This is a genomic window from Paenibacillus sp. J22TS3 (assembly GCF_018403205.1).
Classification (GTDB): domain Bacteria; phylum Bacillota; class Bacilli; order Paenibacillales; family Paenibacillaceae; genus Fontibacillus; species Fontibacillus tuaregi.
Map to the genome: position 1 here is coordinate 141,148 of NZ_BOSF01000009.1, position 24,347 is coordinate 165,494.

Sequence of the window (24,347 nt, forward strand, 5' to 3'; positions counted from 1 at the left end):
AGACAGGTGTCTGATGAACTGACATATCAAGAGTTTCTTACTCCATATATACCCTTATTCGAAAGTATCGCCTTAGTGTTGGCCTAAGCCTGCCATTCGGGGCCACGCCCCGTACTCCGCTCCATGTCGCGATGCACCTTGGCCGCTTACCTTCCGAGAATGATCAGCGCCAGAGTGGCCGCACCCAGAAACAAGCATAATGGAGAGAACAGCACGGTGTCCCACCGGGCAAATACACTTTCCTTATGAGCCTTAAAAAATCCGACCCACCGGAAGTCCCCGATCGCCCGGGCAATAAACACTAAACCCAAAAGCCACCCTCCTATCCGAAGCAGCCCCGGCGGGTAAAGTACCGGCCGCACGGCGCCAAGCTCCAGCACAAGCCAGGCCGCAATCGCCAGCAACAGTGCTACCAGTAATGTGGCGGATTTCGAGGGACGAAACAGCGGCTTCCCCCCCTGACTTGGAACTGCAGCAGTTATTCCATGGGCGCCTCCAAGCACCCAATAGACATGTATCGCGCTTAATAGAAACAGAATCAGACCGGTAATCCAACTCAGAATAGCTGCCATTGGCTTTCAGTCCCCTTTCATTTTAGGGTATTCATGGACGACGAACATGTCCCTATCTCTATGACCTAATATAGGAACCCGCTTCTCCCGTCAGCACTTATCCTAATTAGCGCCTACTCCGTAACATTCGCTAGGACTTCACAGCTCACCTGCTGAACAAAAGAAAATGGCTCACCGATTTATTAATTACTCTGTAGTCCATTTATGCCCAGTTCATCTTCCCAGTTGCTCTTGCAGCTGTCCGAACAGTTCCTTTGTTCTGAGCGGGTCTTTCTCATTGTAGAATACATACGTATCCTTAAGTTTAATCCGAATATATGGAGGGTTTTCCCGATAAACATACAGCCTTGCCTTGCCTATTCCCTTCAGATGGAAATACCCCCTTGCATGCTGTTCGGTAGCTTCCCCATTAGTTCTCGACCCGGTTGGCATATGTTCAACCAAATCCAGTTGCTCAACCTCCGAGAGATGGAAGTCGAAGGAATACAGAGGATAACTGATTTCAACCTCCCGGTCCGGCTTAATGCTTAACACTGGCGGATTCAACTCGGAAAGGATCATCATGAGAGACACACCAAGGACTACGACCGCCAATAAACCAACAGATCCCCATACCATGATCTTGCCGGCTACAGTTGCTGTATTCACGGTGTCTCCTATCCCTACACGCTTGGTTACAAATACGCTCTTGTCATAAGGGTTATGATAGGTGATTCCGTTAGCCCAGTATTCGTCGTCATCCGTTCGGATGACCTTACCGTCCTGAGATAGGACCTCTTCCTCCTGCTTTTGAATTCTACGGTAAACGTAAACAAGCAGGCCAACAGGAACCAGGGTGGCCAGCACAATCAGCGTAATCCAGAAGCCCTCCATAGCTTCATTCGTATTGGCAAGCAGCAAGTAGATAAGCAGAAAATGTATATTCTCGACGACAGCCAGAAGTATCCACAGATAGGACAAGGCTCTGCGTCTGGCCTGATTCAGAGCCAGATTCACCTCGCTGTTCTCACTGTACACCTTGGCCTTCGTCCGCCGGGAAAGGACCGAGATAAGCAGAAAAAGCCCGGTTATAACGATACCGCCGGATAATACACCCACAAGCTGAGTGTCCTTGCGAAGACCCACAAGCAGCAGGGCCGCCCCCATGGCAAAAGGGATTATGTACAGCCACAATGGCGCGGAGCGCTGATTCTTCAACCGGGCAGTGCGCAGATCGCCCAGTATAACCTTCTTCTCACCGACAAACCACTCATGTTCCCGTTTCAGAGCCAGGGTCTCCCGGAACGCACGGCGAAATGGAACGCCCATAAGAAAGAAGAACAAGAAGAACCAAATGAAGAAATATAGGACCTGATAAAAAACCAGATTGTACATGAACACAAACGGTACAAGACATGCAATCATCCAGATGCTGTACCTGGCATACCTCTTGCCAAAGCTTGCCCGCACCGCTTCAATCTCGGGATATTCCAAGGCATGAGGCGGCAGCGTAACAGCGAACAGCATGCCGTTCTTGTACTTGGCCTGCGGTTTATACGTCGCGGAGATGGTGAGGAAGCTGATCAGCGCGCTCGATAGCAAAATTACAGTCAGCATTGAATATTCCTCCTATCCAGTACTTTAGGCTTGCCGATAAGTCATTCTCGTGAAAATTTGATCACACAAAGCTTGGAAACGGGATGGCTCAATCCCTTGGATTGCCGCCTGCGCAATAATTAATTGCAGCTGCTGCTCCAGCTCTGTAGAAGGCTCCGGGTCACTCCTTAGCGAAGCATTCACTTTGGCCCCGTGCCGGCGGTCAATCACAATATAACCTTCCTGCTTGAGCATCGAATACGCTTTGTTTACGGTCATCGTATTGATCCCCAGTTCATTCGCGAGCTGGCGGACAGTCGGAAGCTTCTCATCCGGGGCCAATTCGCCTGTGGCAATACCGATGACAATCTGGTTGCGCAGTTGCTCGTACAAAGGCGTATCTCCATCCAGCTGCAATGAAATTACCATGTATTCACTCACCTCTATGTATTACCAGTTATTCCATTAAGTATTATGTATTATAATACAAATAATACTTAAAGTCGACTCCACATACCAGCACAGAGAGAACATGAAAAGGATACCCTGGTGGGTATCCTTTTCATGTCTCTATACATTGAGTGAAGAGTAAGAGTGCTTACCGGCCCAGAATCTGCTGCCACATGGTCACCACTATAAAATTCATCAGATGCGCTTGATTGAGCACGAATACCGTCTATTGAATTTCGACCATATTCACAAAAGGCAGCTGCTGAATTAGTGGAAGAAGCCGCCCTGTATCAAACGACACGGGCAGCCTTGCCGTGATTTCCATCATAATCTCGGAAGTTTCGCTGAGCTTCTCCGTATGGAAATTCAGCAAGCCGATTCCCTTTTTCTCGAAAAGGCTCCGGATTTGCTCGATACCTTCCGGTTCATTCTGAATGCGGATATAGAGCTGCTCTGTCCGGGGTACGCCCAGCCAGCTCACCCGGCTGCTGTGAAGCAGCTTCTGCGCAATCAGGATCAGCAGCGTGACCCCGATGCCGACGATATACATCCGGGAGCCAATGGCCATGCCGATACCAGCCGTTGCCCATATCCCTGCTGCGGTAGTCAGCCCCTTCACGGTCTGCCGCTGAAGGAAGATCATGCCCGCTCCGAGGAACCCGACGCCGCTGACAACCTGGGCCGCGATCCGGGAAGGATCAAGCGCTATGCCCTCCTGCCCAAGCAGGTCCTGAAACCCGTACTTGGATACAATCATCATTAGCGAGGCCCCTATAGCCACAACAAAATGTGTGCGGATTCCGGCCTCCTTCATCCGGCTCTTGCGTTCGTACCCGATTAGCATCCCGCACAATCCGGCCAGCACAATCTGAATTAAAAAATCAAACTCCAAAGTGACTCACCTCCTGCCTCTAAGTTAGTTATTACCCAAAAGGGGAAGGAAGAGGCTTGGAACGAGACAGCCTTACCCCAACTTAACTTGGAATAAGGCTGCTGTCTAACTTTCACTTCATTCCGGCTGCAAAAATTAGAGTTCTCTGCTGCTTCGATACCGCAACCAGATGTACCGAAGGATGGGGCAAATTCTCCGAAATCTGCGGCCCCTGTCCCCGTAGATCCCAGTGAACGATCCAGTAATGCTCCACATACAGATCAAGGTCCGATGAAGAAGAGATCAGATCAAGCGAGAAGACCTTCGCCTTCTTGTGAACATGCAGCAGGCCGCTCGGTTTTTTTGTGTTTTTCCCCAAGTGTATCCTCCTCTATGATGACTAATTTCAGTCGGCACTTCATACTTCATCTGCTGCACGCATCCGGCATAACCCCCTTTAGGAGTTATTTCATGTATGTTTTGACCAGCTCATAACACCGCTTCTTCGTCATTTCTGCTTGAGTTGCTGTGAATATTACCGGCTCTAACGTGCCTCCTTCAAATTCCTTACCCGCTTTCTCTGCTTCTTCATCTCTTTGTTTGATCCATTTGCGCTGCTCCGTCTTCAACTTGGCCATATCTTTCTTGGACAGCTGCTGTTTTAAGGCTCCATAAACCTCATTCAGCGCTTGATCCCAACGTTTGAACATTTCAGAGGAGGCTTCTCTCATCGAAGCTGTAGATCCCTCGTCAAACATTTTCTCCAAATCGGCCATACCCTTCTCTACCGCGTCCAGCTTCTTAAGATATTTCTGTTTGGTCTTGATAACGGATTTAGGCTTAGAGACAGCGGACACGATTTCGTGCCGGATGCCCCTACCCGGTTGATTTACCGCTTCAACAAGAATGGACCCGGTGTGGTCCGCATCGCCGGTTTGATTCGATGGATTCGTTTGGTCAGCATAGTTTGTTGAGTTTGTTGAGCTCGTTGGGTTTGCTTGGTTTGTTGAGTTAGATGGGTTGGTCTGACTCCCTTGGCTTGCACCCTCTGTTGAGCTGCTTCCGCAGCCGGACAGCACGGTCAAGGTCAGCGAGGTAAGAATTAATATTTTTTTCACATTCATCACCTGTGGTCTAAGTATTTTTCAGCAGTGCTCCTGATGGTTAGACGCGGTTTGCTTATGTAAAGTTTCATTTTTCTACCATTTACGTGAATGTTAAAAAGACTGCAAGCGCCTGCCCAGATAGGACAAGAACTTACAGTCTAGAAAATCCTAGGATCGCATTAATACGGATCTGCATGAAGATCGGCATCAGGCTTCGTCCGAACCCATCTGGTAAAAGCAACCTTCAGACCCCCGCTTGTAGGCGCGCAGAGGAATGGCCCGGCCTGCCAATCCACCTCGGCCAGGCGGCACACCCGAACCGTCTGCCATGGATGCTGCTCTGTCCGGGCTCTAATAATGACCGCATCCCGCATCCGCGAGGCCCGGATTGTAACTGTCTGTCCCGCCCAATCCGGCACCGGTGCCAGCGACCAATCCGAGAAGCCATCCGTAACAACGGCGCCCACATGCGGAACACCATCATTGATTTCAACGCCTGCCTTGATCCATTGTCCCGAGTGGCTCCACAGCATCAGCCCGGCCTGATCATACAGATGATCAAATCCCTCCAAGTGAAAGCTCACTTCCACGGCATCCTCACCGTTCCACGGCCCCAGAAGCGAATGGCCATTGTCATGCACAAAATCATACATCGTCTTCTGCCAATAATCGCTTCCTTCCGAGGCCTCAACCACTAAATTCCCTTCCTTCTCAATATAGGAACGGGGTGTGTCCGACCATACGCCTTGTGACCAAGGTATCTGCTGAAACATGTCTTTTGCCTCCTTAATTATTAAAATGATGTCTATCCTCATAGACCATCGGATTAGCTCCAGTTCAGTAGCAACTTAAGGCCTTATTCTATATTGTCACACACGAATCTGTCAGTTCAAAATACCACTCCAGGAAGGAGTTAAAGCTTTTCCATTGTGGAATCAATTTACCGGCACAAAAATCCTGCATCTGCTGCCCCAAGCCTAAAGCTACTACCTCGTCTGTATTCTTATTATAAAAAAAGCCGAACTCCCCCTCGAAGTTATCGAGCGGAATATATTCCTCAGGCAGCTTTAAAACGTTATGAGTTCTCTCCATGCCTAGCCTATAATCCGAAGAATTGATCATAAACCAACAAATCTGATAGATTTCACGCCGTCTGCTAAAGAATGTCGGCCCATCCTCTGCATGCAAATAAAATGCGGCAAAATCTGAATGCAAATCGATGCCTAACTTGGTTAATGCGTGTTGATACTCTTCTTCGATGTCTTCAAACCACCAATTTTTGCTTTTGCAATGATTGACCACTTTTTCCGATAACATCTCCAACTACTCCCCGATATAAAATAAACTATCCGAATGATTCCCCCTCAGTATATCACATTGTCCTTCCATATCATTCCATACAGATTATTATTCTATATTCTAGAATGCGTTCCTATGTATTGATTTCCAATTCAGATTGCAATACGATAACATTATAATGTTATAATGTATTTCTATTAATCTCGGATACAGGAGGACTTCATATGAAGCTTCGTTTCACTGGGGATACCGCCGAACTCTTGTCCGGTATACAGTCACTCTCGCATGAACTCGGCATAAATCTGCAAGAGGATGGCCTGGCGGTTCGGGTTCAGTTGTCGGCGGGAGATCTGGAGGTTGGACGTGATCAAGATCAGGCCTACATTCACTACGGACAGAAACACCAGTTCTTCCGCGGACTTGGCTTGCTGATTCAGCGCAGCCAGGAGAGCAGCGTATTCCACATTCATGAGAAGCAGCAGTTTGATCAAGTTGGCCCGATGTTCGACCTGTCCCGCAATGCGGTGCTTACCGTGGACGGCTTCAAGTCCATGCTGAACAAGATGGCACTGATGGGCTTGAATACCGTCATGCTGTATATGGAAGATACTTATGAAATCGGGAACGAACCTTATTTCGGGTACATGCGGGGACGGTATACTGAGGCGGAGTTAAGAGAAATTGACGATTATGCCGACCAATTCGGGATAGAAGCCTTTCCAAGCATCCAGACGCTGGCTCACCTTGAAGAGTTCCTGAAATGGGAGCCCATCAAGCATTACCGGGACACCAAGGGCGCCCTGTTGGTTGGAAGTGAGGCGACAAATCTTCTGATCGACAGCATGATCGAGGCTGCATGCGCCCCGTTCCGCAGCCGTAAAATCCATATCGGCATGGATGAAGCGGAAGAGCTGGGCCGGGGCAAGTATCTGGATCTGAACGGATACGAGAGCCGGTTCGACATCATGGTCTCCCACCTGGACCAGGTGCTGGCCGCCGTCCGTCGGCGCGGCTTGAAACCAATGATGTGGAGCGACATGTTCCTCAAGCTCGCTTCCGGTAACGGAGACGAATACTATGATAAGAACATTTCCATCCCGGAAGACATGGCCCGCCGCATCCCGAAGGACGTGGATATGGTGTATTGGGATTACACCCATATGGAGCCGGAGGATTACGAGAAGGTCATCGCCAATCACCGGCCGCTGGGCTGCAACCTGGTATTCGCCGGGGCTGTGTGGATCTTCAACACGTTTGGCGTGAACTATGGCTTATCCTTAAACGCCTCGGATGTGGCCCTGCAGGTGTGCAAACAGGAAGGCATCCGCGAGGTCTATGCGACCATGTGGGGCGATGACGGCAATGAGGGAAATCCGTTCGCCGCCCTGCTGGGACTGCAGCTGTATGCAGAGCATGCTTACTCTGAGCAGAAGCCGAACCAAGATTGGCTAGCGGAGCGGGTGAAATTCTGTACCGGCATTGACATGGAAACCTTCCTTCAGCTTAAAGATCTGGATGAGGTTCCGGGTTCAGAGCCGAACAACAGCAAGCAGAGCAACCCTTCGAAGTTCCTCCTGTATCAGGATGTGCTTCTGGGACTGTTCGACAAGCAAATTGAAGGACTGGAACTGAACAGCCACTATGCCGATCTGGAGCAGCGCATCCACAGCCGGCGTAATCCCGAAGCGGCGCTGGACTACTTATTTGAGATGCCGGAGAAACTCGCAGCCGTACTCAAGCAGAAGAGCGAGTTCGGCATTGATCTTAAGCTCGCATATGATGCGAAGGATGCCGGGACACTTCGGGCCATGGCGGTGAACGGACTGCCTGCCATAGCCGAAGCGGTACGTGAGCTCCGGGCGGCACACCGCACACAGTGGCTGCGGATGTTCAAGCCTTTTGGCTGGGAGGTTATCGATATCCGCTACGGAGGTGTGCTTACCCGCCTGGATACCGCAGCTGTCCGGATCATGGACTATGTGGAAGGGCGCATCCCGTGCATTGAGGAGCTGGAGCAGGAACGGCTGGTCTACAGCACGGCCAACCGCTTCAACCACAAAGGTGTGGGCTGGTGCAGCTACTATTACCGCATAGCCTCGCCGAACGTCTTCTACCATGTGCTGAATCCGTTCTGATTCTGAAGCAGCAGGAGTGCCGCTCGAGGACACATGAATTCAAAGAGCTGCCAGATGAACTGGCAGCTCTTTGAAATTGACATGTAACAAAAAGATGCACCCCCATGAATTTCCCCGATTACCTTATAGGCTCCAGGGATTATTGTAAGGGTGCATCTTTGCGTCAAGAACCATAGTGCTTCCTTGACCCCGGGCTAATCCACTTTAAATTTATCTAACAGATCTTGAAGCTCTTGCATCATCTTGCCCAGTGACTGTGCTGAGCTTGCCACCTCTTCCATGGACGCAAGCTGCTGCTCACTTGCAGCGGCAACATTCTGCGAACCATCCGAAGCTTCACCGGCTAGATGAGCCAGATCCTCAACGGTCGCGCTGATCTGCTGGGAGCTTGCCGACATTTGCTCTGCAACTGCCGAGACTTCCTGAATTTGAAGCACATTTTGCTGTATTTCCGTGAAAATGCCTGTAAAGGCGTGGCCTGCCTGCTCAACCCGGGCTGTACCTGATTTCACAGTCTGTACTCCGCTCTGAACGGACGCGGCGGCGTCAGCTGTTTCATTTTGTATTTTCCCGATGATATCACGAACCTGCTCTGCGGATTGTCTGGACTGCTCAGCCAAGCTCCGGATCTCAGCAGCAACAACCGCGAATCCCCGGCCATGCTCTCCAGCACGGGCGGCTTCAATACTCGCATTCAAGGACAGCAGATTCGTCTGGTTGCTGATGTCTGTAATAACTTTGATAATGTTCCCGATCTCCTCGGAACGCCGGGACAACTTCTCCATAATGGCTGCCGTACCCGAAAACATATGATCCACCTGGTTCATTTCCTGAACGGCAAGCTGGATCGTATCATTACCCTTCTGAGCTCTCTCAGATGTGTTTAAGGTCGTATCATGGAGTGAGGAAGAAGATTCCGCTATCCGCTGAATGCCTGCTGCCAGCTCCTCAAGTGCTCTTGCGTTCTCTTCCGTGCTTCTCTGCTGGGCTGCTGCTCCCGCGGCTACCTGTTGAATTGTTAGCGCAATCTCCTCGGATGTCCGGCTCGTCTGATCAGCACTCGAGGCCAGCTCCTCTGATATGGAAGCCACATACAGCGCATGATCTCTAACTTCCTTAACCATACCGCTGAGCGTCGCACTGGTTTCGTTCATACTCGCCGTCATTCTTCCGAACTCATCCTGTGATTTCACCTCAAGCCGATGCGTAAAATCGCCTTGGGCCAATTGTTCCGCCATTTGGTTGGCCCGCTTGGTTTGCGCCGCCAGATAGTTGGTGAACAACACAATGACGATCACAACCAATGCAATTCCCAAAAGACTTACGACTAGAACTTTAATGATCAAGGAATTGACCTTGGAGCTCATTTCTTTGTCAGGCAGCACCATCGCTAAGACCCAGTCCGTCTGTGCCAATCGCGCATAGTACACATGATTGCTTCCGTCTGCTCCTTTGTATACGGTATTTCCCTTTCCTTGCTCCAGCATGGATTTGGCTAATCTTGCCAGCTCGGGGTCCTTATTGTCTTGAAGCTTTTGCTTCATGATCAGCTGCGTATCCGGCCCGGCAAGATATGTGCCGTCTTTATTGATCATAAAAGCCCAGCCGGTTTCACCTAATTTAGTGTTTTTAATAATATTCTGAATTGTATTTAAGCTGATATCACCTGTCGTAACTCCAATAAACTCGGCCTGATCATTAAATGTTGGCACCGATGCCGTCACCATCGTAGACTTGGTCTTGTCATCGTAATAAGGCGCGGAATAGGCAATGTCTTTGCTTTTCTCAGCAAGCTTGTACCAGTCTTTGGATGGATAATCATAAGAAGGATCACTGTAATCATGAATGACCGATATGGCATCCCCCATATGATAGGCATAAGATGAGAAATATTTCGTATCCGGATTGTAGGCATAAGGCTTAAGATAGATTCCCACTCCAAATGTGTCTTTGTTCACGGCAAGGGTATTCTTAAGCAGGTGGTCATAATCTTCTAAAGTCAGCTTCTGATATTGGCTTTGCAAGCTTTTGGCTATAACCTCAGTAAGACTGCCGTGAGCCACCAACCCCTTTTCAATACTCTGTTCCGTTGTATGCAGCTGCCCATTCAGTTCCTTCTCTGTCTCCTCGGTCAGCAGCGAGCGGGCGCTTACAAAGACAATACCTGAAATGACAGAATTAATGATAATCAGGAAAGGCAAAACCAACAGCAGTGTTTTTACCCTAATGCTTTTAAGTTTCATCTATCAAACTCCCTTCAAAGTATTAATTTATATATCGACATATATCGACAAATTATTTACTTAATTAAAGTGTTAAATTATAGTAAAACAGCCGGATAAGTATACTATAACTACAACTAAAATAAGAAGGATGGTGGTGAGCATGTTTAACAGAATTATAAGCCGGGGGGCTGACCCAGGGAATTTCAGAAGCATCCTGCTGCTTGGGGCACGGGCTCTTTCTGCTATCACCTTGGGGAGGATTCCATCGGTAGAACGCATCAAACGGCGGCTCCAGGAAGAGGTAAACCAGCAGGCGATGTTGAAGCAGCGGGCCTGAACTAGACACCACACGAACACCAAAGAAGCCCGAAATCCCAGGATAGACTTGGGGGGCTTAAGCTGTGAGAATACTATTCCTAAAGAATGTGATGGAAGAAAGGCTTGATCCGGGTAGCTTCATAAGTTAGCTATGGGCTGCTGGGCGTTGAGAAGGTAAAAACATGATCCAAAAAAATAAACAGGCGTAAGGAGAACTTAACAGCTGCATGGCTGCTTCCTCCTTACGCCTAGTTTTTATCGTACAGATAGGGAAACGGTAAGTTTGTAAACCACATAGGTTAGGACGGCATAGACAATACCATAAAGGGCCCACGCATCCAGATTAGCTTTAAGCGTGGTTAGGTCGCTGGCAATAAATAAAAGCGGAAGTAATAAAGCTATCCCTAAGCCTGCGTAAATCTTCCCGCCAAATCGGGCTAGCAACAGTCCAATTACGATGGCAATTAACGGGCTTACAATAAAAGTTGGTATAAGCGGATTAAGGCCTGATAACCAGAGATAAATCACTTTTAGCACCTTCCAAACACGTTATTGAGGGAATGTCTTCCCTTCCCCACTATACCCTCTCCCGAGCCAACAGTTACCACAATGCTAGTTGTATCCAGCTGTCTTTAAACCTGCTTGAACTCTATCCAATCCATCTGGATGCCCGGTTTGGTAGGGACCAGCTTCAGCTCATACTGGCCGGCTTCCAGCTCCACTTTAATGAGCTTCATCGTAACCCATTTGCCTTCGGTTCCATTGGTCTGAACCGTTGTTACCAGCTGTCCGTTCAGGGTGACATTACTTGCGCTTTGGGCAAGCTCTGTATCCGGGGACATGACATGGGCAAAAATCCGGTATATCCCCGGCTGCTCCACCTTCATGTAAGCCGGCCCGTCTGCGGCAAGCTTAATCTGTGCGCTTTCGGTCAGCGATTGGGACTGCCCAGGCATTAGATCGGAATTCGCCGCGATGGAAGGAATGTTCCCTTCCAGCACTTGATCGCGGGAGAACACCGGCGCATGCATCAGGAACTCACAGATGTTCATCGCGCTGCGCTGCAGCTCGCCACGTGTTAAAGTGCCATTCGCCAGGGACTCTATTGTGTTGTCCCCCCAGACATTGGTCTCGGCCCCATAGTTGCTGACAACCATATACAGATCGTTCTGGGCACGGACCATCCAGTTCGTGTACTTGCGGTCGGCTGGTCCGCCATGAACAACATCGTTCATGATCGCCCACCAGTCCGTCATAACAATGCCCTTGAAGCCCCACTCCCCACGAAGGATGGTGGTGTTCAAATCATAGTTGGAGGCAGCCCAATGCCCATTCACTGGATTATAAGAGGTCATGATGGAGTTGGCCCCACCTTGCTTCACCGCGATCTCATAACCTTTGAGATAGATCTCACGCAGAGCGCGTTCCGACACCACCGCGTCCACCTTGCTGCGGTATTTCTCCTGATTGTTGCAGGCAAAATGCTTCAGTGTCGCATTCGATCCGCCCCGCATAATCCCGCGTGTGCACGCCGTGGCGAACACTCCAGTTACCAGCGGGTCCTCCGAGAAGTACTCAAAGTTACGGCCGTTCAGCGGACTGCGGCGGATATTCATCCCCGGTCCCAGCAGTGTATCAATCTGGTTGCGGAGCAGCTCCTGGCCTTCCATCACATACAGCTCCTCAACCAGTTCAGCATTCCACGTTGCGGCCAGCAGTGTGCCAATCGCCACCTGAGTCGCCTGGTCCCCGCTGTCCATGCGGATACCGGACGGACCATCCGCCGTACTGCCCACCGGAATACCGTAGCTGAGAAGGCTGTCACTGACCCCGCCGAATGCAGACGCCGTTCCCGGAGTGACAAGCGGGCTGCTCATGCCTTCCCCTCTGACAATTGCCGCCAAATCCTCGTCGCTGAGTTGGGCGATAAAGGTCTCCATGCTGATCTTTTGCTCCAGTACGTCTCTTAAGGTATATCCTTGGTTCCCGGTCTGTTGCAGCGTCTTTGGAAGGTTCTTATCAATCCGCTCAGCTATAGACACCTTCTGCGTTGGCACTTCCTCATAAGTCAGCTCATAGGAACCATCCTGCTTACGGGCACCCGGCTTCATCCGTGTGTAGCTCTCCGTCGGGGCCAACGCCTCCTGCAGCTGCTCCACAACCTTAAGCTCATCCAGCACGTATCCGCTCTTGCCGTCCACGCGAATTTGTACAGCATTCTTCACACTATTCCCTACATAAAGGTTGTAGGTACCGGCTTCCAGCACATAAGCAGATGGATGTCCGGTGACCCCACCGTCATCATAAGAGGCCATGGAATCAACAGGGAAACTGAGGATAAGGCGCTCGGATTCTCCTACCGCAACCGGTTTCGATTTTTCGAAAGAAATTAGAGCTCTGGCCGGTTGGCCCAGCTTGCCCTGCGGTGCCTCATAGTAAACCTGAACGACTTCTTTACCTGCAAAAGTATCCCCCACATTGGTCACAGTCACACCAATTTCCAGGTGGGCTTTCCCATCCTTAGTGACCAGCTTGGCTTCTTCCGGCTCTATCTTAAACTCCGTATAGGACAGACCATAACCAAACTCAAACTGGACTTTATCCGGACAGAACGTCTCAAAATACCGGTACCCCACATAAATATCTTCCTGATACAGGTTCTGCAGCTCATTCCCGTAGTTCCGGGTTGACGGGTAATCGTTGATGGAGTAGGCAATCGTATCCGTCAGCTTACCGCTAGGATTCACATCGCCAGCAAGCACATCAGCAATGGCATTGCCACCTTCCATGCCCCCATGCCAAGCGTAAATCACACCTGCGATCGGGTGGACATAGGATTCGTCCAGCAGCCAGCTCATATCGATGATGTTCGAGACATTCAGCACTACGGCTGTCTGATCAAAATGTGCCGCCACCTGCCGAAGCATCGCCTTCTCGTCTTCCGTTAGCTGGTAGCTTCCCGGCTCATCCGCGTTATCCTGATCCTCACCCGCCGTGCGGCCGATCACCACAATCGCTTTGGATGATTTCTTCCTTGCTGCCGCAACCAGCTCATCCGTCAGAGGCATTTCCTTCTGATGCCATGGCTCAGCTGCCCAGCCGCCACCACCGTTGTCGAACGGGTTCTGCTCAATCCACTGCTCATACACAGCGGCCAGCTCTTCATTGACCTGAATGCCTGGTTTGCTGCGAAGCCCGTCCAGCAGATTCGTGGTATAAGGTACATTAACACTACCACCGGAGCCTGTACCAGAGCGGTAATAATTCACCTGGACCCTGCCAAAAACTGAAACGCTTTCGTTCTCCCGGATCGGAAGAACCTGTCCATCATTCTTCAACAGCACTGCGCCTTCCGCCGCAACCTTCCTGCTGAAATCCGCAAATCCTTCTAATGGAACTCCAATTTGATGTGAGCTCAAATAATCTCCTCCTTGCAGTTGTGTGACTATATTATAGCAAACCTGGTGTAGAAAAAGATGGTAAATTCGTGACAAGGTTCGTCCAACCTGTCTGATTTTGACCATCCAAAGGAGAAACCCGCTCCGAGAGCGGGTTCACTTTAATTAATTCTCAATTACTCAACGGGAATGCGCGGGCTGATTTCTTTTCCATTCTTATCCTCAGCAACGATCCAATATGCCTCTTTCTTGAAATCCAAGGGTTTATACCGATGGTAGGAGCGCTCTCCGGTAAGTTTCGATTCATAGAATTTATCCTCCTCGACTTTTCCATTTTTTGATACCAGTCTGATCCAAAATGATCCGAGTGTCGCTTTGCTCACATCATAATAAAGCGTTGTCGTGACCGGTGAACTCACGACTTTGTTTATTATGACTGTACCTCCTCCACCTTTGATAGGCATGGACTTATTCATGGTATAGATAACCGTATCCCTCTTGATCTGCCCCATGGAAACACTGACATCAAACACCCATGGCTTATCTATTAAATCTTTCATGTCTTTCGCTCGGAAATCATAAGAAACCTTAACTTGAAGCCGGTCATCCTTGGGGAAATCAGGCAAAGAGTTTAGAGGGATATCTCCCGATATCGTGTAGACTCCATTGCCCTTCTCTCCAAACCCCTGGTTAAAAAAGGGATGCGGAACCTCCTCTCCATTAACGAAAATATTTGGAGTCAGGTAAAGCACCTCGTTCATGTTCGCCTTCCCTGTAGGCTCCAATGTAGCACTGATCAACAGACGGTCTGTATCAACCAACACTTCATTCAAGGTCAACTTGCCATATTTGTTCTCGGCAGTCTCACCAACGGCTGTCTTATAATTCGATAAATCTGGCGGATTATCGATATTGATAATACTTTCAATTAGCCGGGAGATCAGCGGCATTTTGGCAAGGGCCGTGCTGCCTAACGGGATAATTAGACTTACTGCTAAGATAACAGCACTTACCAGTCCGGCCCACTTTATCATCGACCGCGGTTTACGTTTGGGGAGCTTACGGAGCACGCGTTTCTCCCATCTTTTCTGCTCTACGTCCGTTAGCCTCTCTTCCTCATATGTCGATACATCCATTCGCACTTCGTTTAAATCTTCATAAAGGGACATCTACTACACCTCCTTATTTGAAATGAACAGCTGTCTCAGCTTCTTACGTCCGCGAGAAAGCTTGTTGTGAATCCAGGTCTCTTTAACCTTCATCTCTTCGGCCATTTCGCGAGAGGGTACGCCTTCCAAATAGTACTTTACGAAAACTGCCCGTTCCACTGGGGATAAGTGATCCAATACCTCGTCAACATCTTGATACAGTGACACCGGTTCCGCCTTATATAAATCATCCGTTATTTCTGTATGGGTAAATTGCTGCTGGTTTCTGATCATTTTGCGTTGATAGTCGATGGCACGGTATTTGGCAATTGCCGCAATCCACTGCTTGAGCGTATTCTTCTCAGGGTCAAATGAGTTGATATTCTGCCAGGCTGCCAGCAGCACATCATCCAGGCATTCTTCGTACTCCTGCTGATTGAAGTGAACATAACGCCTGATAATGGCTGAGAGCAACCCTCCATAGGATTGAATAATAGAAGCGATTGCTTTCTCATCGCGGTTTCTGATTTGCTGCAGAATGTCATCTTCGGAATTTGTATTCAAGAAATGCCTCCTTTTCTACTTTGTTCCCGGTATCTATAAAGTAATACGAGTAAAAAGGCTAAAACCTATCAGCAACAAACACTTATTCAAAAGGCTGTTTCAAGCTTATATTTACTTAAGTGCCTGAATGCCTTAATAAAGACTTCCTGTGTACTATCCTCAGCTTCTGCATAATGCCCCAGCATAGGGTAACAGTACAGAACGTACGAGCCTAGTCTTAATGTGACAGTTTGAGAAAATAAAACTTCGAGTGCTCTATACTAGTAAGACGGAAACTCCGCCAATCCCTCACTTGCAGCAACTATTTATCCGCAGCTTGCCTTCTCCCCAAAGCAAAAAGAGGGCTGTCCTCCGTCATCTAAGAGATGACTTTGGGGGCACCCTCTTACATCAGTCATGGTATGATCCCATGGTCAAAAGCCCTTTTCCATACAGACGGAAAGCTATTATCACAGGTCGTCATTGTAGTTTGATTGAATCCATCTGAACCGACCAATCTACGTTGGTATGAAGCCGACCGACAATGGGACGAATTAATTGGAGCTTGTCCGGAATAGTTGTCAGTTCCCTTGAGTAGAATCCGAAAGAATAGCGTGGCTGTATCCCTTCCAGTATTATATAACCGTCTTTCCAGTTAGAGCTCTCAAAGGTAAGCACACCTCCGGGTATTGCCGTATAGTTCTTACCACCTGGAACTCTTAGAAGCCACTGGCAGAATTGTTCTTCATTCCATAGCTTGCCATCGACATGCAGCACTCCTTGTAACTCTTTGCTTTTAGGATACCTGGGTTCAATTGTGAAATTTCTTAGCCAAATCTCATCCCCATCGTAATGAAAAGAAACCGGATGGTCTTTCAGCTTGGATGGCTCGAATTGGATAGAGGAACCGTCACGCTCAGCAATCGAGTAACCATCGAACACAAATGTCAACGGTTTGTCCTCCGGCAAATATTCAAACAAGTATTTCCAATGCATTACTCCAGGTTTATTTCCGGGATACTGGTGCTCCTTTACTAAGAACGATGTAAATGGTTGTTTCCTGGTATTCACAGATTCAATCTCTTTCCCTCGCTGATCCACAAAGTGAAACTTTAGGAGCTGCTGACTCCACAATTCACCAGGTGACCGGGATAAAGCTTCCTCACTTAGCTCTGTATCGATATCTAACCATACACCTGTAACTGTCCGGGTCAATTTTTTCAAACGAATGGTCATTCCGTCTGGCGAGGTATAACTAGCTAAAAGTGGTGTAACCTTCATTTTTTTGTTCGTTTCTTTTAGATCAATGGTAAACTTAAAATTCCAATTTCCCTGGAGTTTATTTTTCAACTGCGTAAGCTGTCCTTCTATGGTTATCCGGTCAGTTTGGAGAGGCTCTCGAAAATCGCAATGCATATAATAAAAATCTCTGATCTCCCCTTCATCATCTCGGAACATCTTGCCGAGAATAAGGCCCTGGTCATCTTTAACGATAATCTGATTTCCAAGATAATCATAGATGTCAAGATCATCAGGTTTATGCCTTCCATCTGGGCCAAACAGCTGCATGGCGAGGAATACCCGAGAGGAGTCAGCGGCTACTTCCTTAACCTGGATTGTGTAACCCTTGTCTTCAATACTAATGTTCGGATGCTGGACAAGACCGTTTCCTTGTGCCCGCAGCAATCCCTTGTCGGCGTATTTTATATGCCCGAACAATGACTGAAGAGCGTCTGCCAGAGGTGGCAGGCATAATATAACTGAGCTTAGGATAACAAGCACAACAGCAGCCACAACTCTCATCTTTCTGTAGCTTCGGGCGCCGCCCCGTTGGAAAAAGCTATCTCCCAAAGAGGTTCCTTTCCCAACTGAAGTCGGCTCTGCTTCAACCCGCTCAATCGAAGCCATAACCTGTGAGGTAAAGGAATCCGTTAAGATTTCGCCAAACAACTCCCTGGAATAGCCTGCTTGCTCCTCCTTCTGCTGATTATACAGGGCGGCGCACTGTGCACAGGTGCGGATGTGCCTGGATATTTCCTCTTTTTGAGAAGATTCGGCGCTAAGGATGTACAGCTCCATTTCATCTGGACTTAAACACTGCATCATTTCTCGCCTCCTGTGAAGTTAACAATTGTTTCAATCTCTTTTTAGCCCGGTACAGGTCATTCTGGACTTTGTTCATAGGCACCCCCAGCACTTCACTCATCTCCTCATAGGTTAAATCGTTTGTGTATCGAAGAAGTATGACCATCCGGTAATTCGCGGGCAGCTGCCTTAAGACTTCCTGCAATTCATTCAGATTCTCACCTTTCAGCAGAATTTCCTCCGGATTGGCTCCGGCCGATAAGTGAGCATAGTTTTCCACCCGATGTTCTATGTAGGGTGTCTTCCGCCGGAAATCTCTCAGCAGGTTCGCTGCAATTGTGTAGAGCCAAGCTGCAAAGCTTCTGCTCCTATCATGTGATGCCAGGTTGCGGTAGGCCTTTATAAAGGTCTCTTGAGCAAGATCCTGGGCATCTTGATGATCAGCACCCATTCCGCGCAGAAGACCATAGATTTTATTCTTATACAAATTCACCAGGAATGCGTATTCCTCCGTATGTCCATCCAATACACGGCTGATCCACTTTCGCTCGTCATCCTGTCTAGTGAGATTATGTTCGTTCCACACTGCCAAGCCTCCCAGAAATTCAATACTATTAAGACGGAACAAATCCGCAAATCTCTCACTTGCGGCAACTATTTATCTGCAGCTTGGCCTTCTCCCAACTAAAAAAGACTACCCCGGGAGGGTAGTCTTCCTAGTAAAGCTATAATAACCTAGATAGAGGTATACAAAGGTTATACATTAGTCGGCCAGCTGCTCATTGGCCGGATGATCCTGCGCTGGAACAAATGCGCGAACGACCTGTACTGCTGCGGTATAGCTCTTCCCATTGTAGGTGGCCGTAATCCGGGTAGTACCTGCCCGGTGTCCAATAATGTTGCCTTCCGCATCGAACTCCGCAATCTCTGGATTCTCACTCTTGAATTCACAATCTTGGGTTACATTATGAACCTTACCTTCCGTGTCTTTGAAGTAGGCTGCGGTATCAATCATCGTACCTGCAGAGAGGGAATACTCGTCTGATTCCAGATAAAATTCCCCTGTCCCTATAACGGGGCCCTCAGCAGCGGTCACTGTCAGGGCAAGAACGGCTTCATGTCCCTCATAGGCAGCTGTGATGCTCGTAGCTCCGGCTTTAACTCCTGTAATTTTCCCTTCCGCATTCACGGTAGCAATAGAAGGGTCCTGACTGGTGTAAGCTACACCATTTGTCAGCTCTGAGGTGCTTCCATCGCCATACTGGCCAATTACCTTTACAGCTGCTGTCTCTCCGGCTTTAACCTGCTCTTCACTTCTCTCAAAAGCTAATCTGGTTAAATTGTTGTTCTTCTTAGCTTTGATCTTGATAAGCTGTGTTTTGGATTTCTCCGCATCTCCAAGTGTTCCCGTTATAACGAAGCCCCCGTCTGGGGTATAAGTCCCATGACCCACACCGTTAAGATCAGACCCAAATATGAATTTACTTCCTGCCTCACCGTTCCCATCTACTAGCTGCACCTCATGTTTGAGCTGCCGTGCACTTCCGGCCCCCTCATAAGTTCCTCCGATCAAGGCATACCCCTGACCTGTAGAGACCACCTGATTCAAGGATTCGATAGGCGCGAAATCGTAAGTTTTCCCCCAGATGACTTCACCCTTTAAATCGGTTTTGAAAAGCCGGGTCTGATTCTGCGCCACATCGTTTAACCTCTCGGCGATAATATAACCATCATCTCCAGAAGCAATCACCGAGGTCGCTCTGCTCTGGTCTCCATTTTTGTAATACTTAGTCCAGACCTTTTCTCCCTGATCGTTGATCTTAAGCGCAACCGAATAATCTCCTGGCCCGGAGAAATAAGGATCAACATTAACGCTCCCTACCGCAACATACCCGCCATCCTCAGCAGGGATAATATCACTCAAGGACTGACTTTCATCAAAATGGTATGTCTTAAGCCAAGTCTTATGCCCTTGGGCATCGGTCTTCAAGATATAGGCATCAGCTCCTGAAGCCCCGGCCCATCCACTGGCATAGCCAGTCGCCAGAAAGCCTCCATCTGAAGCTTCGACAACGGCATTTCCATATTGATGCTGGCCGCCTTCGTAAGCCACTTTCCATTCCACCTTACCTTGTGGACTTAACTTAATTAGAAAAACACTGGACATCCGGGCTATGTCTGTTGACCCGATCACAATATAACCACCATCTCTGGTCTGAACAGCTTTGCTGGCGCTGTTGGTCTCACTGTCCCCGTAAACAGCCTTTTGTTCCCATTCGACCTGACCTAAGGCATTGGTTTTAACGATGTATGCCTTGCTAACCCATGTCGGATAATAGCCTGATTCATCTAACTCAGTGATTTCACCTGCTGTAATATACCCACCATCCGAAGTAGGGCTTACCGACTTCCCCATTGAATTATCCCCGAACTCTTGGGTCCATTCAATTACCGGCTGGACCTCTGAACCGGCAGCTGCTGCAGGGTTTCCCAGACCTGCCCCTACACTGAATGCAATGACGGCACTCGCTAGCAGACTCGTAACCTTGCGTGGAATTGACCGTAACAAAGACATTACTCCTCTCAAGCGTATAGTTGGATATGAAATATAAAGATATTCATATACATATACACCAATTATTAGATAATTTTGGAATAATATCTATCCAACTATGAACTTAACTTTTGGAAATAAGTCGTTCAGGAGTAGTAAGAAATTTCAAATTTTGGTATGCAACTTTTGTCGGAGGATTACCCCTATGAACCCGTATATATTGAGAAGAAGTGGAGCTAAGTCCACAAAGTCTTCGTTACATGCTGCCTTCACGGCAAAAAGAGAGACCTGGGTGCAATCAGCATCCAGGTCTCTCTTTTAAGATATAAGGAGTTAGTCCTTAAGCAGAGTCACATCTCTTATGAATACAAGCCAAGCTATGGGCCGCATATACTGCTTGACGGCTGTAGAAAAGCCCATGAACACGATACTCTTTTTATCCCAAGCTTACCTGCGCTTATTAGCGAACGAATACCGGACCCACACCAGGAGATAAATCAAACATAAAAAGATCAGATAGTCATTCTGGAAAAACGCTTGATGTGTCCAATTAATCAAAAGCAGGTGGTAACCGAGCGTAAATAAAAACATCACCAAAATAAAGGCATGCATATTTCCATTTGCTAGGTCCGATCTTGTTTTTATTTTAGCGGCAATATACAACACTGCAACCAGCAGAACCGCATAAACTATATATTTATAGTTTGTGTCTGGAAAGAAGGTCTCAATCGTCATAAATGCGCCTATAACGACCAGTCCCAGCAATAAGAATAGCCACTTTTTATTTCCCAAGATGATCTTCTCCCTTCTCATATGAGATTATCAGACAGGAAGAATAGCTCGAAATTGCTTTATCTAAAAAGTTAACACGTGCTTTCCGATAAAAGTTTGCTCCAAACCGTTAATTTCAAGTTGATACGGCATCCGCCCGGAAATGCAGCAAATGTGCTCCCGTTTACTCATCCACCTGGGCCAGCAGCCGCTCAACCTCACCGGTGTAGAACCGGTTGCCATTGCGCTTATCAAATTTCCCGGCAGCGTCGAAGGCCAGTTCAGAGTAAATCTCCGATAGGCGCGACACATCGTTTGCCGCCCCGGACTCTGTAATATAAGCGGGCAGCCGCACATTGAACTTCACCTGCTCGCGGGCCAGCCGCTTGAACAAGACAGCCGCTGCACCATCAAAGACCATGCGGAACATCGGGCTTTCATGGTTATGCGTCAGTGGGGCAAACGACTCATAAACCTCAAGTCCCCGGAAGGGATCTGCATGGGTCAGATATATCATTTGCAACCCTGCGGCTTTGATGAAGTCGCGGTTGCCTTTAATCAGCCGGAAGCTCTCGCGTTCCAGCTTGGCTGCCTCATCCTGCCGTCCGGTACGATACAGCGGCATCAGCAGCTTGGGGTAGGTGACATGTGGCACCTCAGCACAGGACATTCGGCCGCTCATGATCTTTTTCGCCTCAACCCGCGCCCGCTCATCATCACCCAACATGAAAAAATATTCAACAAGGGCATCCTGCTCACAGGCCTGGCAATTGCTTAGCGAATCACGGTCAACCGGCCTCCACTTGTCCATATATTCCCCGGCCTTCTCAAGCTCTCCCGTCAACAGCGCCATTCGGAAACGATAGTAATCATACGTTCTCTCGGAATGACCGGCCTTCTTGATGCGAAGCTTGAAATCCTCAAGCAAATTATGAATCTGCCCTAGCTGAATGTCCGGGAATGAAGGAAGATCATCGAGGATCCATTTGTAGGACCATAACAGGTTATGCAGATCATACTCGAACAGCTCAGGGTGTTTATCGTATTGACCTAACTGCCAGGAGAAAGCGACCAAGGCCTTCATAGGAAAACCGTTAAAAGAAGCGGTATTCACCAGCATGCTTCGTGCCTCGTACCCCTGTTCGATATCCCCCGCCGCATCGGCGACCCGGATCGCCTGCTCCAGCAGAGCGATCTTGGCCGGAGAATCAGGCAAATCCATCGCTTCGTCCAGCAAATCTTCAAATTCAAGCTCCATACTCATTTGGTATCTCCTCCATTATTCATAGACAATCCCAGATCTATAAACCGCAAAATGCCTTCATTCAGCACCTGCATTTCCTTCCGGTTCAGCGGATAATGTCCCATCATCAGCGCATTCACGTACAGCATTTCGATCGCTGCTCTAAGAATCTCGAGATTATTGGAGCCAAAGATCCGCGCAATGACCTCATTGTCCAAATTCAAATACAGTGTGGAATACACCTGCTCCTGATGAGAGGCGCCCAGACTATTCAGAATCGACGACAGCTCCGTCGTGCTTACTTCTTCAGCAGCAATCAAGCTCCGCAAATCGGAGGATTCCTTCGACAGGGTGAACAGAGAAGGAAGTGCGGCAGGCTTGAACCGCTGGAGCTGAACCCGGCAGCGGAATGGCTGCAGCGCAATATCGCCCTCCCGGATCAGCTCGTAATACGCTCTGCGTTCCTCTGGTGTAAGATCGGTAAAGGAGAAGGAGACCTCCTCCGGCAGCAGCCGATCGATCTTTCTCCCAGGATATAGTCTCTGCAGGCCCTCCAGCAGCCCAGCATCATATACATACCCCCCGTTGATCACCGGAAGCGACTGCGCCGCGGCGACATGCATAATCTGTCTGTATTCGTCCAGCGTCAACGTAAAGTACAGCTCCTCATTCTCGTCCAGCAGTTCCCCAAGATCCCTGCGGCCATAACTGCTCTCGAAAGGCAGCCACCGGTGAATCATCCTGAAGAACGTCTCATCCTCCACTGCCAGCGCCTTCATCGACAAGGCGTGCAGCTGAATGATGCCCTTGAGCCGTTCGGGGTCCTGGTCTGCCAGGTTCATCAGTTCACGGCGCAGTGATTCTCCAAGCTCAGTCCGGACCGTCTCCAGCTTCTCATTCTCGTAGAAATGCTCCCGCGAAGCGGTTGGCTGAAGCTCATCCGTCCAGAGGATACATTTGACGAAAAAGGCCCAATCCGGAAGAATGTTCTCCGCCGATTCGGAGACGAGCATATACTTCAGATATACGCGGTGTGAGCGTTTGGCGCTCAGATTGACGGAGTAGGGCAGAATATAGGCAATTCCAGAGGTCCGGCCGGAGGATGAAGATAAAGGAATAAAATCATGAACCTGCTCCCCCAGCAGCTGCTCGCCAAATTTCAGAACTTCCTCCCGTCTTCCCCGGACAAGGGACAAGTTGTTCATCCAATCCGGATGCGGAATATTGATCGTTCTGCTAACTCCCTCCGACTCGAGTACAACCGGGTAAGGAAGGAGGGCGCCATAATCACCAAGCCATTCTTCAAGATTGGCTGGATCGAAGTATAGCTCGCATCCCGGCTTGCACCGCAGATAGACTTTTGTGCCGTATGACAGCTCGTTCTCCAATTTACGTATACTGTATGTACCATCCGGCTTCCCCCGCCACTCCAGTGAAGGTCCTCCCTTGGCCGACCGGGTTAGGAGCACAATCTCGTCACTAACCATGAAGCAGGAGAGCAAGCCGATGCCGAACCGGCCGATAAACGAAGTCTCCCCTAGCAGCTGCCCGTCTTTCCGCTTGGACGACTGCCCGATCATCGCCAGGAACTCATGGACATCCTCCTCGGTAAGGCCTATCCCGTTATCCTCCATGGCCAGCGTTGCACCGTTTCCTGTTCCAATGACTTCCGCCCTCACCTGCCCTTGATAAGAGGAATCCCTCTCCCGCATGGCGGTAATGGCGTCAACGGCGTTCTGCAGCAGCTCCCGCAGGAACACCTTGGGACTGCTGTATAAATGATTGGATAATATATTAATCATACCGCTAAGATCAACTTGAAAACGAAATTCTTCCTGTGTATGTGGATTCATCATTAAGCTTCCTCCTTTTCCCATATGTTTATATAAATTTTACCATACTTATACCCCAAAGGAGAAAGAGACGGGCTCTTAGCGATGAAGAGACAAGAAATAGCCCTACCCGTTCCAGGCTCCATCCGTCCTCCTCACCTCGGTCTTTCCAGATTCCTAACAGTTGACACCAGCATATCTGCGGCATATACAATAAACGTG

The 24,347-nt window shown here is 48.9% G+C and carries 21 protein-coding genes; 2 read left to right on the top strand and 19 right to left on the bottom strand.

The annotated features are described in order from the left end of the window. Positions 1–146: 146 nt before the first annotated feature. From KJS63_RS22895 to KJS63_RS22930, 8 genes are all read right to left on the bottom strand, one after another. Positions 147–572, bottom strand: a complete 426-nt coding sequence (locus tag KJS63_RS22895) for a DUF3995 domain-containing protein (RefSeq protein ID WP_213621228.1) — start codon at positions 570–572, stop codon at positions 147–149. Positions 573–785: 213 nt separating this feature from the next. Next, complete coding sequence (locus KJS63_RS22900; protein WP_213621229.1) at positions 786–2,168, bottom strand: DUF5808 domain-containing protein; 1,383 nt, start codon at positions 2,166–2,168, stop codon at positions 786–788. A 24-nt stretch (positions 2,169–2,192) separates the two neighbouring features. Beyond that, complete coding sequence (locus tag KJS63_RS22905; protein WP_213621230.1) at positions 2,193–2,576, bottom strand: GntR family transcriptional regulator; 384 nt, start codon at positions 2,574–2,576, stop codon at positions 2,193–2,195. Positions 2,577–2,823: 247 nt separating this feature from the next. Further along, entirely contained in the window at positions 2,824–3,489 is a 666-nt protein-coding gene (locus KJS63_RS22910) for an MgtC/SapB family protein (RefSeq protein ID WP_213621231.1), read from the bottom strand. Positions 3,490–3,601: 112 nt separating this feature from the next. After that, the gene (locus KJS63_RS22915; RefSeq protein WP_213621232.1) at positions 3,602–3,847 is read right to left on the bottom strand and encodes a DUF6597 domain-containing transcriptional factor; all 246 of its coding nucleotides are present in this window, start codon (positions 3,845–3,847) and stop codon (positions 3,602–3,604) included. Between the two features lie 85 nt (positions 3,848–3,932). Beyond that, a complete protein-coding gene (locus KJS63_RS22920; protein WP_213621233.1) occupies positions 3,933–4,586 on the bottom strand; it encodes a lysozyme inhibitor LprI family protein in 654 nt (217 codons plus the stop codon). Between the two features lie 167 nt (positions 4,587–4,753). After that, positions 4,754–5,347 (bottom strand): DUF1349 domain-containing protein, encoded by a 594-nt coding sequence (locus KJS63_RS22925; RefSeq protein ID WP_213621234.1) that lies wholly within the window; start codon positions 5,345–5,347, stop codon positions 4,754–4,756. An 88-nt stretch (positions 5,348–5,435) separates the two neighbouring features. Then, on the bottom strand, positions 5,436–5,891 hold the full coding sequence (locus KJS63_RS22930; protein ID WP_213621235.1) for a hypothetical protein: 456 nt from the start codon (positions 5,889–5,891) through the stop codon (positions 5,436–5,438). Positions 5,892–6,097: 206 nt separating this feature from the next. Between KJS63_RS22930 and KJS63_RS22935 the strand changes: the two genes are divergently transcribed. Beyond that, positions 6,098–8,008: a beta-N-acetylhexosaminidase gene (locus tag KJS63_RS22935; RefSeq protein ID WP_213621236.1), complete on the top strand. Its 1,911-nt coding sequence runs from the start codon at positions 6,098–6,100 to the stop codon at positions 8,006–8,008. 194 nt (positions 8,009–8,202) lie between these two features. Here KJS63_RS22935 and KJS63_RS22940 read toward each other — a convergent pair whose 3' ends face one another. Continuing rightward, positions 8,203–10,251 carry a methyl-accepting chemotaxis protein gene (locus KJS63_RS22940; RefSeq protein ID WP_213621237.1) on the bottom strand — a complete coding sequence of 683 codons (2,049 nt, stop codon included), beginning with the start codon at positions 10,249–10,251 and terminating at the stop codon, positions 8,203–8,205. A 142-nt stretch (positions 10,252–10,393) separates the two neighbouring features. Between KJS63_RS22940 and KJS63_RS22945 the strand changes: the two genes are divergently transcribed. Further along, positions 10,394–10,570 carry a hypothetical protein gene (locus KJS63_RS22945; protein ID WP_213621238.1) on the top strand — a complete coding sequence of 59 codons (177 nt, stop codon included), beginning with the start codon at positions 10,394–10,396 and terminating at the stop codon, positions 10,568–10,570. A 613-nt stretch (positions 10,571–11,183) separates the two neighbouring features. On the opposite strand, the gene KJS63_RS22950 is transcribed toward KJS63_RS22945, so the two are convergent. The 10 genes from KJS63_RS22950 to KJS63_RS22995 form a co-directional block, all read right to left on the bottom strand. Next, positions 11,184–13,970: a glycoside hydrolase family 3 C-terminal domain-containing protein gene (locus KJS63_RS22950; RefSeq protein ID WP_213621239.1), complete on the bottom strand. Its 2,787-nt coding sequence runs from the start codon at positions 13,968–13,970 to the stop codon at positions 11,184–11,186. A gap of 155 nt (positions 13,971–14,125) precedes the next feature. Beyond that, positions 14,126–15,118 carry a DUF4179 domain-containing protein gene (locus tag KJS63_RS22955; RefSeq protein WP_213621240.1) on the bottom strand — a complete coding sequence of 331 codons (993 nt, stop codon included), beginning with the start codon at positions 15,116–15,118 and terminating at the stop codon, positions 14,126–14,128. A 3-nt stretch (positions 15,119–15,121) separates the two neighbouring features. Continuing rightward, positions 15,122–15,661, bottom strand: a complete 540-nt coding sequence (locus KJS63_RS22960; protein ID WP_213621241.1) for a sigma-70 family RNA polymerase sigma factor — start codon at positions 15,659–15,661, stop codon at positions 15,122–15,124. Positions 15,662–15,747: 86 nt separating this feature from the next. Continuing rightward, positions 15,748–15,846: a sigma factor gene (locus tag KJS63_RS26485; RefSeq protein WP_213621242.1), complete on the bottom strand. Its 99-nt coding sequence runs from the start codon at positions 15,844–15,846 to the stop codon at positions 15,748–15,750. A 274-nt stretch (positions 15,847–16,120) separates the two neighbouring features. Beyond that, on the bottom strand, positions 16,121–17,746 hold the full coding sequence (locus tag KJS63_RS22970; RefSeq protein WP_213621243.1) for a DUF4179 domain-containing protein: 1,626 nt from the start codon (positions 17,744–17,746) through the stop codon (positions 16,121–16,123). After that, on the bottom strand, positions 17,721–18,311 hold the full coding sequence (locus tag KJS63_RS22975) for an RNA polymerase sigma factor (RefSeq protein WP_213621244.1): 591 nt from the start codon (positions 18,309–18,311) through the stop codon (positions 17,721–17,723). The genes KJS63_RS22970 and KJS63_RS22975 overlap by 26 nt, the downstream gene beginning before the upstream one ends. A 177-nt stretch (positions 18,312–18,488) precedes the next feature. Then, positions 18,489–20,294, bottom strand: coding sequence for an Ig-like domain-containing protein (locus tag KJS63_RS22980; protein ID WP_213621245.1), 1,806 nt, complete (start codon positions 20,292–20,294; stop codon positions 18,489–18,491). A 432-nt stretch (positions 20,295–20,726) separates the two neighbouring features. Further along, positions 20,727–21,071 (bottom strand): hypothetical protein, encoded by a 345-nt coding sequence (locus tag KJS63_RS22985; RefSeq protein WP_213621246.1) that lies wholly within the window; start codon positions 21,069–21,071, stop codon positions 20,727–20,729. Between the two features lie 163 nt (positions 21,072–21,234). Further along, on the bottom strand, positions 21,235–22,314 hold the full coding sequence (locus tag KJS63_RS22990) for a hypothetical protein (RefSeq protein WP_213621247.1): 1,080 nt from the start codon (positions 22,312–22,314) through the stop codon (positions 21,235–21,237). Then, positions 22,311–24,149, bottom strand: coding sequence for an HSP90 family protein (locus KJS63_RS22995; RefSeq protein WP_213621248.1), 1,839 nt, complete (start codon positions 24,147–24,149; stop codon positions 22,311–22,313). Before KJS63_RS22995 ends, KJS63_RS22990 begins: the two co-directional genes overlap by 4 nt. Positions 24,150–24,347: the final 198 nt, after the last annotated feature.

Bases quoted from the DNA above. Each gene is read 5' to 3' on its own strand.
- KJS63_RS22900 (WP_213621229.1), bottom strand. From the start codon at position 2,168: ATGCTGACTGTAATTTTGCTATCGAGCGCGCTGATCAGCTTCCTCACC.
- KJS63_RS22955 (WP_213621240.1), bottom strand. From the start codon at position 15,118: ATGTCCCTTTATGAAGATTTAAACGAAGTGCGAATGGATGTATCGACA.
- KJS63_RS22925 (WP_213621234.1), bottom strand. From the start codon at position 5,347: ATGTTTCAGCAGATACCTTGGTCACAAGGCGTATGGTCGGACACACCC.
- KJS63_RS22935 (WP_213621236.1), top strand. From the start codon at position 6,098: ATGAAGCTTCGTTTCACTGGGGATACCGCCGAACTCTTGTCCGGTATA.
- KJS63_RS22970 (WP_213621243.1), bottom strand. From the start codon at position 17,746: ATGATGCAGTGTTTAAGTCCAGATGAAATGGAGCTGTACATCCTTAGC.
- KJS63_RS22990 (WP_213621247.1), bottom strand. From the start codon at position 22,314: ATGAGTATGGAGCTTGAATTTGAAGATTTGCTGGACGAAGCGATGGAT.
- KJS63_RS22905 (WP_213621230.1), bottom strand. From the start codon at position 2,576: ATGGTAATTTCATTGCAGCTGGATGGAGATACGCCTTTGTACGAGCAA.
- KJS63_RS22930 (WP_213621235.1), bottom strand. From the start codon at position 5,891: ATGTTATCGGAAAAAGTGGTCAATCATTGCAAAAGCAAAAATTGGTGG.
- KJS63_RS26485 (WP_213621242.1), bottom strand. From the start codon at position 15,846: ATGCTGGGGCATTATGCAGAAGCTGAGGATAGTACACAGGAAGTCTTT.
- KJS63_RS22945 (WP_213621238.1), top strand. From the start codon at position 10,394: ATGTTTAACAGAATTATAAGCCGGGGGGCTGACCCAGGGAATTTCAGA.
- KJS63_RS22940 (WP_213621237.1), bottom strand. From the start codon at position 10,251: ATGAAACTTAAAAGCATTAGGGTAAAAACACTGCTGTTGGTTTTGCCT.
- KJS63_RS22895 (WP_213621228.1), bottom strand. From the start codon at position 572: ATGGCAGCTATTCTGAGTTGGATTACCGGTCTGATTCTGTTTCTATTA.
- KJS63_RS22995 (WP_213621248.1), bottom strand. From the start codon at position 24,149: ATGATGAATCCACATACACAGGAAGAATTTCGTTTTCAAGTTGATCTT.